This window comes from Oleiharenicola lentus, assembly GCF_004118375.1.
Taxonomy (GTDB): Bacteria; Verrucomicrobiota; Verrucomicrobiia; order Opitutales; family Opitutaceae; genus Lacunisphaera; species Lacunisphaera lenta.
The window spans coordinates 816,226-830,533 of record NZ_SDHX01000001.1 but is presented as its reverse complement, the minus strand read 5'-3'; the positions used below and the strand labels follow the sequence as shown (position 1 = coordinate 830,533).

Annotated in this window: 13 protein-coding genes; 11 read left to right on the top strand and 2 right to left on the bottom strand. The window is 65.4% G+C overall.

All coding sequences use genetic code 11. The annotated features are described in order from the left end of the window. Positions 1 to 12 precede the first annotated feature (12 nt). The 7 genes from ESB00_RS03345 to sufT all read left to right on the top strand — a co-directional run bounded on the left by ESB00_RS03345 (position 13) and on the right by sufT (position 6,589). Positions 13 to 1,002 (top strand): 2-hydroxyacid dehydrogenase, encoded by a 990-nt coding sequence (locus ESB00_RS03345; protein WP_129046311.1) that lies wholly within the window; start codon positions 13 to 15, stop codon positions 1,000 to 1,002. Beyond that, positions 986 to 1,531, top strand: coding sequence for a M15 family metallopeptidase (locus tag ESB00_RS03340; RefSeq protein ID WP_129046310.1), 546 nt, complete (start codon positions 986 to 988; stop codon positions 1,529 to 1,531). The genes ESB00_RS03345 and ESB00_RS03340 overlap by 17 nt, the downstream gene beginning before the upstream one ends. Before the next feature lie 104 nt (positions 1,532 to 1,635). Beyond that, positions 1,636 to 2,070: a Fur family transcriptional regulator gene (locus ESB00_RS03335; protein WP_129046309.1), complete on the top strand. Its 435-nt coding sequence runs from the start codon at positions 1,636 to 1,638 to the stop codon at positions 2,068 to 2,070. A 148-nt stretch (positions 2,071 to 2,218) separates the two neighbouring features. After that, entirely contained in the window at positions 2,219 to 2,977 is a 759-nt protein-coding gene (sufC, locus tag ESB00_RS03330) for a Fe-S cluster assembly ATPase SufC (RefSeq protein WP_129046308.1), read from the top strand. 152 nt (positions 2,978 to 3,129) lie between these two features. Continuing rightward, complete coding sequence (sufB, locus tag ESB00_RS03325) at positions 3,130 to 4,572, top strand: Fe-S cluster assembly protein SufB (RefSeq protein ID WP_129046307.1); 1,443 nt, start codon at positions 3,130 to 3,132, stop codon at positions 4,570 to 4,572. Positions 4,573 to 4,665: 93 nt separating this feature from the next. Next, positions 4,666 to 5,955, top strand: coding sequence for a Fe-S cluster assembly protein SufD (gene sufD, locus ESB00_RS03320; RefSeq protein WP_129046306.1), 1,290 nt, complete (start codon positions 4,666 to 4,668; stop codon positions 5,953 to 5,955). An 85-nt stretch (positions 5,956 to 6,040) separates the two neighbouring features. Next, positions 6,041 to 6,589 (top strand): putative Fe-S cluster assembly protein SufT, encoded by a 549-nt coding sequence (gene sufT, locus ESB00_RS03315; RefSeq protein WP_129046305.1) that lies wholly within the window; start codon positions 6,041 to 6,043, stop codon positions 6,587 to 6,589. 296 nt (positions 6,590 to 6,885) lie between these two features. Here the strand turns inward: sufT and ESB00_RS03310 are convergent, their stop codons facing one another. Next, positions 6,886 to 7,428, bottom strand: coding sequence for a hypothetical protein (locus ESB00_RS03310; protein ID WP_129046304.1), 543 nt, complete (start codon positions 7,426 to 7,428; stop codon positions 6,886 to 6,888). A 171-nt stretch (positions 7,429 to 7,599) separates the two neighbouring features. Between ESB00_RS03310 and ESB00_RS03305 the strand changes: the two genes are divergently transcribed. The 4 genes from ESB00_RS03305 (at position 7,600) to ESB00_RS03290 (ending at position 13,067) form a co-directional block, all read left to right on the top strand. Beyond that, complete coding sequence (locus ESB00_RS03305) at positions 7,600 to 8,424, top strand: fumarylacetoacetate hydrolase family protein (protein WP_425465753.1); 825 nt, start codon at positions 7,600 to 7,602, stop codon at positions 8,422 to 8,424. 129 nt (positions 8,425 to 8,553) lie between these two features. Beyond that, positions 8,554 to 10,509, top strand: coding sequence for a YjhG/YagF family D-xylonate dehydratase (locus ESB00_RS03300; RefSeq protein ID WP_129046302.1), 1,956 nt, complete (start codon positions 8,554 to 8,556; stop codon positions 10,507 to 10,509). 126 nt (positions 10,510 to 10,635) lie between these two features. Beyond that, positions 10,636 to 11,241 (top strand): methyltransferase domain-containing protein, encoded by a 606-nt coding sequence (locus tag ESB00_RS03295; protein ID WP_129046301.1) that lies wholly within the window; start codon positions 10,636 to 10,638, stop codon positions 11,239 to 11,241. 272 nt (positions 11,242 to 11,513) lie between these two features. After that, the gene (locus ESB00_RS03290) at positions 11,514 to 13,067 is read left to right on the top strand and encodes a S1C family serine protease (RefSeq protein ID WP_129046300.1); all 1,554 of its coding nucleotides are present in this window, start codon (positions 11,514 to 11,516) and stop codon (positions 13,065 to 13,067) included. Between the two features lie 5 nt (positions 13,068 to 13,072). On the opposite strand, the gene ESB00_RS03285 is transcribed toward ESB00_RS03290, so the two are convergent. Next, positions 13,073 to 14,200 (bottom strand): SGNH/GDSL hydrolase family protein, encoded by a 1,128-nt coding sequence (locus ESB00_RS03285; RefSeq protein WP_129046299.1) that lies wholly within the window; start codon positions 14,198 to 14,200, stop codon positions 13,073 to 13,075. Positions 14,201 to 14,308: the final 108 nt, after the last annotated feature.

Sequence of the window (14,308 nt, the reverse complement as noted above, 5' to 3'; positions counted from 1 at the left end):
AAGACTGACGACATGCGTGTCGTCGTCTTCAGCACCAAACCCCACGACCGGCAATTCCTGACCGCGGCCAACGCCGGTCGCCACGAACTCGTTTTCCTGGAGGCCCGGCTGCTGCCGGAAACCGCCGCGCTCGCCGCGGGTGCCCAGGCCGCGTGCCTCTTTGTGCACGACCATGCCGATGCGGCCGTGCTCGCCACCTTCGCCTCGCTCGGCGTGAAACACCTCGCGCTGCGCTGCGCCGGTTTCAACAACGTGGATCTCTCCGCCGCCGCGCGCCACGGCATCACGGTCGCGCGCGTGCCCGCCTACTCGCCGCACGGTGTCGCCGAGCACGCGGCCGCGCTGTTCATGACGCTGAACCGCCGCATCCACCGCGCCTACAACCGCGTGCGCGACGGCAATTTCGCCCTCGAGGGCCTGCTCGGGTTCGACGTGCACGGCAAGACGGTCGGCGTCATCGGCACGGGCAAGATCGGCGTGTGCTTCGCGCAGATCATGCGCGGCTTCGGCTGCCGTGTGCTGGCGTTCGACGTCGCGCGAAACCCCGCCGCCGAGGCGATCGGCGCGGAATACGTGACCTTGGAAAAGCTCTTCGCCGAGAGCCACGTCATCAGCCTGCACTGCCCGCTTACGCCGCAGACCCGCCACCTGATCAACGCGCGCTCGCTGGTGCAAATGCGCGAGGGCGTGGTGATCATCAACACGAGCCGCGGCCCGCTCATCGACACCGGCGACGTGATCGAGGCGCTGAAATCCGGCCGGCTCGGCGCGCTCGCCCTCGACGTTTACGAGGAGGAGGAAGGCGTTTTCTACGAGGACCTGTCCGGCCAGATCCTCGCTGACGACCAACTCGCGCGCCTGCTGACTTTCCCGAATGTGCTCGTGACGAGCCACCAGGCTTTTTTCACGCAGGAAGCCGTCACCGCCATCGCGGCCACCACGCTGGGCAACCTCGACGACTTTGCGGCCGGCCGCCCCTGCCCCAATGCCCTCAAGGCGTAAGCCACGCGCCGGCATCGCCGCCCTGCGCCGGCTCTGGGCCCGGCTCGGCATCCCGGCCGCCGTCGCCGCGCGCGCGTCGCAACGGCTGCATCCCGAGGCCAAGCGGCTCGTCTTCATCGGACGCGCCGCGGACGACGGCCGCATTCTCCGCCTGACCCCGCGCGCAGCGCAGGCATGGCGAAGAATGCAGGCTGCCGCCGCCGCTGACGGCGTCACGCTCGTGCCGTTGTCGGCTTTCCGCAGTGTGGCGCGCCAGACTCTGATCATCCGCCGCAAGCTCGCGCGCGACCAAGCCATCGCAGACATCCTGAAAGTCAGCGCCGTGCCCGGCTGCAGCGAGCACCACTCCGGACGGGCGCTCGACTTCGGCGCGCCCGGGCACCTGACACTCGAGGCCACGTTCGCCCGCACCCGGGAATTCCGCTGGCTGACGAAGCATGCAGGTGAGTTTGGGTTTCGCCTCTCCTATCCGCGCGGCAATCGCCAGGGCATCGCTTATGAGCCATGGCATTGGTATTCGTGCAGTTAATCAAATCCATCGGCAACAGCGGCATGCATCAGTAATTAGAATAATTCTAATTACTACTTGAAACCGGGTCGCAGATGAGTTGGGTTTTCCGACCCACCTCCCTCATGTCCGCCCATTCCGACAACCACGCTGTCCTCTCCGAGCAACTCAAGGCTTGTGACGTCCGCCCCACCCCGCAGCGCGAAGTCGTGCTGAAGAGCATCCTGGAGAAGCGCGACCACCCCACCGCCGACGAGGTCTTCGCCCGCGTGAAGGCCACGATGCCCAGCATCTCGCTCGCCACGGTCTATAACTGCCTTGAGACGCTGGTGTCGTGCGGCCTCGTGCGCTCCGTGAATTTCGAGCGCGGCCCCACCCGCTACTGCCCAAATCTGCATCCGCACGCGCATTTTCACGACGTGAGCACCGGCGCGACACACGACATCGATCTGCCCGAGAGCGTGCTCGCCAAGATCAAGTCCATCCTCCCGCCCGGCTACGCGGCCGACTCCGTCGAAATCGTTTTCCGCGGCAAGGCCACGCCCTCCGCCCGGAATTAATCCACCGCCACCGTCATGCTGAGCCGCACGAAGCATCCAGTCGCACCACCCACCGCCACCGCCCATTCCCTTGGATCCTTCACTCCGTTCAGGATGACACGCTTCTGAGATCACTTTCCCCTCTCACTTTCACTCTTCCCTTCCTCACATGAGCCAACTCGAGATCAAAGACCTCCACATCAGCATCGGCGACAAGCCCATCGTCAAGGGCTTCACCCTGACGATCAAGCGCGGCGAAGTGCACGCCATCATGGGGCCCAACGGCACCGGCAAGAGCACCCTCGCCAAGGCCATCGCCGGCCACCCGGACTACACCATCACGGGCGGCGACGTGCTGCTCGACGGCGTGTCCGTGCTCGGAATGGAACCCGACGAGCGCGCCCGCGCCGGCCTGTTCCTCGCGTTCCAGTATCCGAGCGAGATCCCCGGCGTTTCGATCGCCAACTTTCTGCGCGCCGCCGTCCAGGCCCGCATGGCCGAGGGCGAGGAACTCGACGCCACCGGTTACTACAAGCGCCTCTACTCAAAGATGGACCTGCTCAAGATCGACCGCAAGTTCACCTCCCGCTCGGTCAACGAGGGTTTCTCCGGCGGCGAAAAGAAGCGCTGCGAGATCCTGCAGATGGCCATGCTCGAGCCGAAGGTCGCCCTGATGGACGAGACCGACTCCGGCCTCGACATCGACGCGCTCCGCATCGTCGCCGAAGGCGTCAACGCCCAGCGCGCCGGCGCCAGCGCACCCGGCATCCTGCTCATCACGCACTACCAGCGCCTGCTCGACTACATCGTGCCGGACTTCGTGCACGTGATGCACGACGGCCGCATCGTGAAGAGCGGCGACAAGTCCCTCGCCCTCGAGCTCGAGGCCAAGGGCTACGACTGGGTCAAGCAACCCGCCACCGCCTGAGCCCCTTCAATCACCGCCACCTGTCATTCTGAGCGCAGCGAAGCATCCAGCAGCACAACCGCCACCGATCATCGTTCTGGATCCTTCGCTTCGTTCAGGATGACACGGATCGCTCGATCCACCTTCACTCTCACTTTCCCCACCACTCACACATGAAACCGCCCACCGAAATCGAGGCCACCGCAGCCGAGGTCGAGAATCCCGTCGCCGGGATCGACCAGACCAAGGGTGACTTCAAATACGACGTGAACTACGAGTTCGACGCCGGCACCGGTCTCACCGAGGACACGATCCGCTACATCAGCCGGGTGAAGAAGGAGGAGCCCTGGCTCCTCGAGTTCCGCCTCAATGCGCTGAAGACCTTCCTCTCGAAACCCATGCCCACGCACTGGGCGACGAAGGATCTCGAGAACATCAATTTCGACAAGATCCGCTACTACCTCGCCAGCGGCCAGAAGCCGAAACGCACGTGGGACGAGGTGCCCGACGACATCAAGGAGACCTTCGAACGCCTCGGCATCCCCGAGCAGGAGCGCAAGTTCCTCGCCGGCGTCGAGGCCCAGTTCGACTCCGAGGCCGCCTACTCGAACATCAAGGACATCGTCGCCAAGCAGGGTGTGATCTTCATGAATTCGACCGAGGGCCTCCGCGAGCACCCGGAGATCTTCCGCAAGTTCTTCGGCAAGGTCATCCCGACCGGCGACAACAAGTTCTCCGCGCTCAACAGCGCCGTGTTCTCCGGCGGCTCGTTCATCTACGTGCCCCCGGGCGTGAAGGTCGCGCAGCCGCTCCAGGCCTACTTCCGCATCAACGCGGAGAACTTCGGCCAGTTCGAGCGCACCCTCATCATCGCCGACGAGGGTGCCGAGGTGGTTTACATGGAGGGCTGCACCGCCCCTAAGTTCAGCACCTCGACGCTCCACAGCGCCGTGGTCGAGCTCGTCGCGCTCAAGGGCGCGAAGATCCAATACATCACCGTCCAGAACTGGGCCAACAACGTGTTCAACCTCGTGACCAAGCGCGCCGTCGCCCACGAGGAAGCCGAGGTGAAGTGGATCGACTGCAACATCGGCTCGCGCCTCACCATGAAGTATCCGGGCGTCGTCCTGAAGGGCCGCAAGGCCCGCGGCGAGGTCATCTCCATCGCCCTCGCCAACGACGGCCAGCACCAGGACACCGGCGCCAAGATGATCCACGCGGCCGACGACACCACGTCCGTCGTCGTCTCGAAGTCCATCTCCGTCGGCCAGGGCCGCGCCACCTACCGCGGCCAGGTCCACATCCCGAAGCACCTCAAGGGCTGCAAGAACAACACCGAGTGCGACGCGCTGCTGATCAACACGAACAGCCGCACCGACACCTATCCCGCCATCACCGTGCGCGGCGACAAGAACGCCACGCAGCACGAGGCGAGCGTGTCCAAGGTTTCCGAGGACATGATCTTCTACATGCAGCAGCGCGGTCTCACCGAGGCCCAGGCCATGAGTCTCGCCGTGAACGGCTTCATCAACGACCTCGCCCGCCAGTTCCCGATGGAATACTCGGTGGAGCTGAAACGGCTCATCGACCTCGAGATGGAGGGCAGCGTCGGCTGACCGACGCATTTGCGACTTACGATTTACGAGGGACGATTTCTCAAACCCTCCGAATCGCAGGTCGTAATTCGTAATTCTGAATTCGTAATTCCCATGTCCGTTTCCTCCCCCACTTTCCCCGTCGGTTCCTTCACCCGCGAAGCCTTCGCCGCTCACCTTGAGCGCGTGAAGCACCTGCCCGCCTGGTGGCTCGACCGCAAACGCGCCGCCTACGAGCGCTTCGCGGCCCTGCCGATGCCCAAACGCACCGACGAAGGCTGGCGCTTCTCAAACTTCGGCGCGCTCACGCTCGCCGGTTTCTCGCCGGCTGTGGGCAGCGAGCTTGCTCGCGCCTCTGCGCCGGGCTTCGCCGCCAAGGCCTCGCTCACCTTCGTCAACAACCGCGCGGTCGCCCGCACCGGGGCCGCCCCGGCCGGCGTCATCTTCGAGACTCTGCAGAACGCCCTGCTCAAGCACGGCGATCTCGTGAAGGCCCACCTCCTCACGCAGCCCTCGAAGCTCGGCTCCGACAAATTCGCCGCCCTGCACGAGGCCTTCCTCGAGGACGGCGCCTTCGTCCACGTGGCGAAGGGCGTCGAAGTCGCCGACGTCCTCGCCGTCTTCCACCAGGCCGAGGGCCAGGGTCTGGCGGTCTTCCCGCACACCCTCGTCGTCGCGGAGGAAAACGCCAAGGTCACCGTCGCCGACTTCTTCAGCTCCACGGCCGGCGGCTTCGCCTGCGGTGGCAACGATCTCTACGCCGGCCACGGCGCACAGGTCACCTACGTCGCCATGCAGGACTGGAGCCGCGACACGCTGTCGTTCCAGTTCAACGCCACCGTCGCCCGCCGCGACGCGAAGGTTCTCTCCCTCAATCTCCACGCCGGTGCGCGTCAGGCGCGGCACGAGAGTTTCTCTCAGTTGCAGGCGCCCGGCGCGCATTCGGAGATGCTCGCCCTCACTGTCGCCCACGGCACCCAGGAGTTCGACCAGCGCACGCTGCAGATCCACCAGGCGCCCAACACCGGCTCGAACCTGCTCTACAAGAACGTGCTCCTCGACACGGCCAAAACCATCTTCTCCGGCCTGATCGTGGTGGACCCCGACGCGCAGAAGACCGACGCCTATCAGTCGAACCGCAACCTGATGCTCTCCGACGACGCCGAGGCGCACTCGCTGCCCGGCCTCGAGATCCAGGCCAACGACGTCCGCTGCACGCACGGCGCCACCAGCGCCCGCGTGGATCGCGAGCAGGAATTCTACCTCGAGGCCCGCGGCATCAAGCCCGCCCAGGCCAAGGAACTCCTCGTCTTCGGTTTCTTCGAGGAAGTCCTCGGCAAGATCGAGAACGAGGCCCTCCACGACACCCTCACCGAAATCATCCGCCAGAAGTTCAAGGAATGAGACTGATCACCACGAAACACACCAGATACACGAATTTCTTTTTCGTGTGATCCGGGTCTTTCGTGGTTAACTTCTGCCTTTCATCATGAGCGACAACCGCCAACGCACCCTCTCCCGCGACGTCCATGCGTCGCAGATTCCCTCGGGCGACAAACACACGCTCTCCGCCGGCACCTCGGTGTTCATCCACCAGGTCCTCGGCGGCAGCTACACAGTGCAGACCGACACCGGCCTCTACCGCCTCGACGGCAAGGACGCCGACGCCATCGGCGAGACCCTGAAGGACCAGACGGTCAATGCCGCCACGCTCGCCGACGGCGCGCCCGATCCCGAGGCCGTGTGGGGCCAGCTCCGCCAGGTCTTCGATCCCGAAATCCCCGTGAACATCGTGGACCTCGGCCTCGTCTATTCGATGGACATCGCCAAGCAGGACGACGGCGGCCACAAGGTGGACGTCGCCATGACCCTCACTGCCCCCGGTTGCGGCATGGGACCGGTTATCGCCGAGGATGCGAAGTCGAAGATCCTCCTCGTTCCCGGTGTCGCCGCCGCCGACGTCCGCATCACTTGGGAACCACCCTGGAACCAGAGCATGATCTCCGAAGAAGGGAAGATGAAGCTGGGTCTCATCTGATTTGGAGGGCGGGATCGCGGATCCCGCCTTTTTCCGTCCGTAAACCATGCGCCTCTGCGTCTTCTCGCCCAACGCTCCGCGACATCTCACGGCGAAGTCCCGGTTGCTCCGCGCCGAACTGACCGGTCACCTGGACCTCTAGTCCTGCGGATTGGACGGAGAAGTTCGTCGCGGCTAGAGCATTTTAAACAGACGTGTAGCCGCTTTGGCGTACAGCGACAAAGTGGTCGTACCCTGACCACGCTTTCGCCTACGGCTTAAGCGCGGCCAAAGTTTTTGAATGTGCTATAGCCCGCTCAGAGCCCCGCAAACTTCCACTCGGTCTGCTCGGTCTCCGGTGCGCCGCCGTAACGAAGCAGGGCCTTGAGAAAAAAGGCACCCTTAAGCGCCTCGGGGAAGGACTGCGCGAGCAGCTTGGCCAGGCCCGGGTCTTCGTTGCGGGTTACCAGGCAGATGATCCGCTTCTGGTCACCGGAAGCGGGCGTGGCCTTGTAGATGGTGAAATTGGCGCTGACCATCGTCCGCGGCACGGCGCCGCCGATGACTACCGCGACATCGTAGGCTCCGGTGCCGAGCCCCCAGCCGGCGCGCGAGGCATCCACGGCCACGGGCTTGATGGGCGTGGGCATGTTGACGAGCTGGCTCATCTGGAAGCTCAGGCTCTCCTTGAAAGTGTCGTGCACCGACTCGCTGGCCGGATTCTTGCGATCAAGATCGACAATCGCGAGCGACAGCGCGCGGCTGGCCTCAACCTTGACGGTGGCTTTCTCGGACGCGGACAACGGCAGCGCAATGCACGCAGCCAGCAGACACAAAACAGCGGTGGGGGAGAATTTCATGACGATACGAGGGGTTATTACCCGGTTCATCGGCACAACCCCGCGCAAATAAAGGAGTCCCGGCCGTCTTCTCTGCCGCGACAGTCCACAATTATACCAATATCACTTCTTTGTGTCACAACCCCGACTCGACAAAACGCAAGCGGCCGGCGTTTATGCATTCACCCCATGATCCGCGTTTACACCGACTCCCACGGTCCGTTGCTGGAATCTGCCGGCCAGGTTCGCCGCCCCGCCGGCACCTTTACCCTCGATGAACTTTTCCGCTCCGCCGAGCCCGGCCCTCTGGCGCGCCAGGTCTGGTCGGCCGGCCTGCCCGCCGCGTTGCCCGCCACGCCGGCCGCGCCCATCGGCAACCAGGAAATCTGGGCCGCCGGTGTCACCTACCTCCGCAGCCGCACCGCGCGCATGGAAGAGTCGAAGGACGCCGGCGGCGGCACCTTCTACGACAAGGTCTATCACGCCGATCGCCCGGAACTCTTTTTCAAGGGCACGCCGCACCGCGTGGCCGGTCCCGCCATGGACGTCCGCATCCGGCGCGACTCCAAATGGAACGTGCCCGAGCCCGAGCTGACCCTCGCGATCAACAGTGCCGGCCGCATCTTCGGCTACACCATCGGCAACGACATGAGTTCGCGCGACATCGAGGGCGAGAACCCGCTCTATCTGCCGCAGGCCAAGGTCTATGACCGCTCCACCGGTCTCGGTCCGTGCATCCTCGTGACCGACCAACCGTTGCCGCCCACGACGACCATCGCCATCGAGATCCGCCGCGCCGGCGCCGCCGGCTTCAACGGCTCGACCCAGATCAGCCAGATCAAACGCAAGTTTCCCGAGCTTGCCGAGTTCCTCTTCCGCGACAATTCCTTCCCGAACGGCACCTTCCTGATGACCGGCACCGGCATCGTCCCGCCCGACAGTTTCACCCTGCGTTCCGGTGACGAAATCCGCATCACGATCGAGCCCATCGGCACGCTGGTGAACACGGTCGCATGAGCACAACACCCGCGTGTGCGTCATCCTGAGCGGAGCGAAGGATCCAAGCCGCCCCATGCCCCGTTCGCTCCCTTGGATTCTTCGCTTCGCTCAGAATGACAGGATAGGTATGTTTGGTATCACCCCAAAATGAGCGACCCCATCCTCGATTCCGGCGACGACGCGATCTACACGCTGCGCACCACGGCGCCCGGTCCGGCCGGCAGCCTGCCACTCGACGCCGAACGCCTGCGCCGCATGTCGAGCGGCGAACTCTTCGGTTGGACGCAAAACGCCGGCATGGGCTGGTCGCCCGCCGCGATGCTCGGCAAACAATTTCTCATTCTCAGCACCCAGGGCGGCATCCGCGCGCCCGACGGCTCGCCGATCGCACTCGGTTACCACACCGGTCACTGGGAAGTCGGCCTGCTGATGGAGGAAGCCGCGCGCGTATTCGCCTCCGCCAAAGCCATTCCGTTCGCCGGCTACGTCAGCGATCCCTGCGACGGCCGCACCAACGGCACGAACGGCATGCTCGACAGCCTGCCCTACCGCAATGACGCCGCCATGGTTCTGCGCCGCCTCATCCGCTCGCTGCCCACGCGCCGCGGCGTGCTGGGCGTCGCCACCTGCGACAAGGGCCTGCCCGCGATGCTCATGGCCCTCGCCGGTTCGCCGGATCTTCCCACCGTGCTCGTGCCCGGCGGCGTTACCCTCTTGGCCGAAGAGGCCGAGGACACCGGCAAGGTGCAAACCCTCGCCACGCGTTTCGCGCGCGACGAAATCTCCCTCGAACACGCGGCCGAGATGGGCTGCAAGGCCTGCGGTTCGCCCGGCGGCGGCTGCCAGTTCATGGGCACCGCGGCCACCAGCCAGGTTGTGGCCGAGGCCCTCGGGCTCGCCCTGCCGCACAGCGCGCTGGCCCCGTCCGGCTCGCCCATCTGGCGCGATGTCGCCCGCCGCTCCGCCCGTGCGCTGCTCGCGCTCGATCTCGCCGGCACCACCACACGAGACCTGCTCACCGACGATGCGATCCACAACGCGATGGTCTGCCATGCGGCCTTCGGCGGCTCGACCAACCTGGTGTTGCACGTGCCCGCCATCGCCCACGCCGCCGGCCTCCGCCGGCCGACGGTGGACGACTGGGCGCGCATCAACCGTGCCGTGCCGCGGATCGTGGATTCCCTGCCCAACGGCCCGCGCCATTTCGCCACCGTGCAGGTCTATCTCGCGGGCGGCGTGCCCGAGGCGATGCTCCACCTGCGCGACCTGGGCCTGCTCAAGCTCGACGCCCGCACCGCCACCGGCCGCACGCTCGGCGACAATCTCGCGTGGTGGGAAAAATCCGAGCGCCGCACGCGCCTGCGCGAAAAACTTCGCGCCCTCGACGGCATCGACCCGGGCGACGTCATCATGGCGGCACCGCAGGCCCGGGCCCGCGGCCTCACGAGCTGCGTCACCTTCCTGCGGGGCAACCTGGCGCCCGAGGGCGCCCTGGTGAAAAGCACCGCCATCGCCCCGCAGCTCATCGGCGACGACGGCATCTTCCAGCACGAGGGTCCGGCGCGGGTCTTCACCAGCGAAAACCACGCCATCGCCGCCCTCAAGGCCGGCACGGTCAAACCCAGCGACGTCATGGTGCTCGCCGGCATCGGCCCTGGCTGCGGCATGCCGGAGACCTACCAGGTCACCTCTGCCCTCAAGCACATGAAGGACGGCCAGCGCATCGCCCTCATCACCGACGGCCGCTTCTCCGGCGTTTCGACCGGCGCCTGTGTCGGCCACGTGAGCCCGGAGGCCTGGGCCGGCGGCCCGCTCGGCAAACTCCGCGACGGGGACACGATTCGACTGCGCATTGACACCCGCAATCTGGAGGGCTCGGTGGACGTCGTTTCGCTTGCCGCCGAGGCCCTGCATGCGCGCCCGCTCCATCCCGGCCTGCACCCCAATCCGCACGTGCCGACTGACACGCGGCTTTGGTCAGCATTGCAAAACGCCAGCGGCGGCACCTGGGCCGGCTGCGTCTATGATGCCGAGCGCATCGCGCATTTGCTCCAACTCGGTCTCGCGGCCGAGAAAAGCAGCGCCCGCGTGGGTCACTCCTGAAATTTCACTAACGGCTTTCCTCATAAGGATTAAGCGCTAGTGTCAAAAACGCGTAATTAACCCGGCGAGCCCGTCACCCGGGTTTACACGCGCACGGTTTTAACGCGTATTTTTCAGCCCCTCTCAATGCCCGACGCCAATCAACCGGAGTTTTGGAACGCCCGCTACCTCAAGGACGACACACCTTGGGACTTCGAAGGCGTTCCGGATTCGCTGAAAGGATTCCTAAAAAAGAAAGGCAAGGGCGCGCGCGTGCTGATTCCCGGCTGTGGTTCCGGCTACGAGATCACGGCCTTTGCCGAGGCCGGCTACGACGTCACCGCGATTGATTTCGCCCCCTTTGCGGTGGAGCGGGCACGCCGGCTGGTCGGACCCGCGCTGGCGGACCGCGTGCTGCTGGGCGATTTCTTCCACCACGATTTCCCCGGGGAATCCTTCGACGTCATCTACGAGCGCTCCTTCGTCTGCGCGTTCACGCCCGACCGGCGTCAGGCTTATCGCGATCGCATGGCGCAGCTCCTCAAATACCGCGGCCTGCTCATTGGTTTTTATTATTACAACACCCCAAACCTCTCCGACGGCCCGCCCTACGGTTTTGCCTGGAGCACGGCGGACGATCTGTTCTCCCGCTATTTTCTGCTCGTGAAGGATGATCCGGTCGCCGACTCGTTGCCGCCCTTCGCCGGCCGCGAACGCTGGCAGGAACGGCGGCGCACGTCCTATCAGGGTTGAGCCGATCGGGGCGCGAAGCAGCTGCCCTTGGCTGTAGCCAGGATGGAGCGCCGTCCCTCGACAGGCTCGGGACCCCTTCGGCTGCTGCTCAGGGCCCGAGCTTGTCGAACGGCTTGAGCCGGTCGAAACGGCGACCACCCGGACTGTTGTCCCCACGCTTTCACCCGGACGCTGCGGGCTTCAAGCGGCCCTCCATTTTCCTTGGAGCCGCGGACACCCGCGCGAAGAGCGGGCTCGTCTTTTGGCGGTTCTTGGCTCTCTTGTTACGCTCCATGCGCCTCCCCCTTTTCCTTTCGCGCAGCGCCGGATTGCTCGTGGCGTTGCTGGCCCTGAATCCGACCGCCGTCCGCGCTGAAGACCCCGCTCCGCCCGCGCCCGCCGCCGACACCGCACCCAGCAAGGCCGTCGAAAATTCCGTCGTGAAGATCTTCGCGACGATGCGCTACCCCGATCCCTTCAAGCCGTGGACCAAGCAGGCGCCCCGCGACAGCACCGGCACGGGCGTGATTATCGAGGGCAACCGCATCCTCACCAACGCCCACGTCGCGCTCTACGCCAGCCAGATCCAGGTGCAGGCCAATGAATCCGGCGACAAGCTCCCGGCCACCCTGGAATTCATCGCCCCCGGCATCGACCTCGCCGTGCTCAAGCTCGAGGACGAATCCTTCTTCGCCAACCGTCCGCCCCTGCCCCGCAGCCGCACGGTGCCGAGCGTCAAGGACACGGTCATGGTGTATGGCTTTCCCACCGGCGGTTCCAATCTCTCGATCACCAAGGGCATCGTTTCCCGCATCGAGTTCGCCCTCTACAACTACCCGGTCGGCGGCCTGCGCATCCAGATCGACGCCGCCATCAACCCCGGCAACAGCGGCGGCCCCGCCCTCTCCGGCGACCAGATGATCGGTCTCGCCTTCAGCCGGCTCGGCGGCGCCGACAACATCGGCTACATCATCCCCTGCGAGGAAATCGACCTCTTCCTGCAGGACATCACCGATGGTCGTTACGACGGCAAACCCGCGATGTTCGACCAGCTGCAGACCCTCGAAAATCCCGCCCTGCGCGCCTACCTCGGCCTCGACAAATCCACCGAGGGCATCGTGGTGCAGGCACCGGAAAGCACCGATGAAGCCTACCCGCTGAAAATGTGGGACCTCATCACCCGGATCGGCGACGTGCCGGTGGACAACGAGGGCATGATCAAGCTCGGCACCGGCCTGCGCGTGCGCTTCCAGTATCTCATCCAGCAACTGGCGCGCGAAGGCACGGTCCCGCTTACCATCGTGCGGGCGAAACAGAGCCGCGACATCCGCCTGCCCGTCAGCCCCAACCGCCCGATGCTGATCGAAAACCTCGAGGGCAGCTACCCGCCCTTTTTCATCCTCGGCCCGCTTGCCTTCACCCCGGCCACCGCGCTCTACGTCGCCCCCGTGTCCAACAACGCCAAGGCCCTCAGCAGCCTGAGCTTCCTCGGCAGCCCGCTCATCACCCGCCGCGGCGAGAAACCTTCCTTCCCCGGCGAGGAACTGGTGCTCGTGGCCGCGCCCTCCTTTCCGCACAAGCTCGTCAAGGGCTACGACAACGCCGTCTCCCGCGCCGTTCGCACCGTCAACGGCGTTCCTATCAGGAATCTCCGCCATCTCGTCGAGGTGGTGCGCGACAACCGCGATGAGTTTCTCGTCTTTGAGTTTTTCGGCATGGGCGAGACGATGATTTTCCCGCGCAAGGAGATGATCGACTCAACCGAGGACATTCTCTCCGACAACGGCGTCCGCGACCAGGCCACCCCCGAGTTGCTCGAAGTCTGGAAGGCCAAGCCCGCGCAGTAAGGCCGCTACGGCCAAAGCTCCACCTGCGCGGCCCGTTCGACGAGGGTGCGGGCCAGCAGCTCCGCCCCCGCCGCGCTGTAGTGGATGCTGTCGGCATACATGACCGTCTCCGCCCGGGCAAAGGCGTTGCCGCACCACACGAAGCGGTCGCCGAAGCGGCCGAGGCGCGCGGCCTCCTTGAAACGGCCGTAGCCCCAGCTCGCCAGCCGGTGCTCGGCAAAGGTGCTCTTGAACGGGTAGTTCGCCTCGCTCATCGGAAAGTCCAGGAACGGCACCGGCTGCCCCACGAAGATCACCGGCACGCCCGCCGCCCGCCCCAGCGCCTCGGTGAGTTTCACATGCCGCGCGTAGGCGGCGATCATCCGGTCCACCGCCGCACCGCGCTGCGCATCGTCCGCCGGCTCGACCCGCGCGGGCGGAGGCAGATCCGGCGCGACCAGCGTGGCGATTTCCTCCGTCAACTCGGGCACGCCGTCGTGGTAGATGAAGTCGTTCAACCCGTCCACGAACACGGCGAGATCCGGCGCGACGCCCTGCGCCAACAGCGACTCGAACAGCGCCCGTTCCTGCGCGGAAAAATAGTAGCCGCGTCCAAAATTGTAGCAGCGCACCGTGCGTTGCGGCCAGCGCCGCGCCAGTTCCGCCTCCAGCGCGCTCACCAGCGTCTGCCCGTCCGGCAGGCCGAAGCCGAAGGTCGTCGAACCGCCGAAGACGAACACCGTGAAGTCCTCCCGCACCGGGGGCCACGGCGCCGGCGCACGGCCTTCGCGGTAGCCGGCCGCGTTCACGTTCACGAAGCGCCCCGCTACCGGCTTCGGCGCAAACTCGACGAACGGTGCATACACGTAACGGATTCCCAAGCTCTCGCGCTGGAGCCGGTCGATGTCGTCCGCACTCATCCCGGGATAAACCCGGGCGAAATCCGTCTCGGGGAATTTCTTCCGGATCAGGTTGTCCACTTGCGTCGCTCCGGGAAAGAGCGCCACCGGCGTCGCCCGGCGCGTCCATAACCACGCCACCATTCCGCCCAGCCCGATCACCAGCGTCAGCAGCACGATGATCGCCTTCGTCGCCGCACTGGCCCGCCGGCCGCTTTCAGCGGAGGGGTGGGATGGTTCGGACTTTCGGCTCATGGCTCGGGTTTGCCCGCACGAAACCCTTGCCGGCCAGCCGGCGCAAGGGGGATTCCACCGGTCTGTCCGCCCGGTTAGCGCTTAACCGCACGGGCTTTGCGCCGATGA

Bases quoted from the DNA above. Each gene is read 5' to 3' on its own strand.
- ESB00_RS03345 (WP_129046311.1), top strand. From the start codon at position 13: ATGCGTGTCGTCGTCTTCAGCACCAAACCCCACGACCGGCAATTCCTG.
- ESB00_RS03340 (WP_129046310.1), top strand. From the start codon at position 986: ATGCCCTCAAGGCGTAAGCCACGCGCCGGCATCGCCGCCCTGCGCCGG.
- ESB00_RS03335 (WP_129046309.1), top strand. From the start codon at position 1,636: ATGTCCGCCCATTCCGACAACCACGCTGTCCTCTCCGAGCAACTCAAG.
- sufC (WP_129046308.1), top strand. From the start codon at position 2,219: ATGAGCCAACTCGAGATCAAAGACCTCCACATCAGCATCGGCGACAAG.
- sufB (WP_129046307.1), top strand. From the start codon at position 3,130: ATGAAACCGCCCACCGAAATCGAGGCCACCGCAGCCGAGGTCGAGAAT.
- sufD (WP_129046306.1), top strand. From the start codon at position 4,666: ATGTCCGTTTCCTCCCCCACTTTCCCCGTCGGTTCCTTCACCCGCGAA.
- sufT (WP_129046305.1), top strand. From the start codon at position 6,041: ATGAGCGACAACCGCCAACGCACCCTCTCCCGCGACGTCCATGCGTCG.
- ESB00_RS03310 (WP_129046304.1), bottom strand. From the start codon at position 7,428: ATGAAATTCTCCCCCACCGCTGTTTTGTGTCTGCTGGCTGCGTGCATT.
- ESB00_RS03300 (WP_129046302.1), top strand. From the start codon at position 8,554: ATGAGCGACCCCATCCTCGATTCCGGCGACGACGCGATCTACACGCTG.
- ESB00_RS03295 (WP_129046301.1), top strand. From the start codon at position 10,636: ATGCCCGACGCCAATCAACCGGAGTTTTGGAACGCCCGCTACCTCAAG.
- ESB00_RS03290 (WP_129046300.1), top strand. From the start codon at position 11,514: ATGCGCCTCCCCCTTTTCCTTTCGCGCAGCGCCGGATTGCTCGTGGCG.
- ESB00_RS03285 (WP_129046299.1), bottom strand. From the start codon at position 14,200: ATGAGCCGAAAGTCCGAACCATCCCACCCCTCCGCTGAAAGCGGCCGG.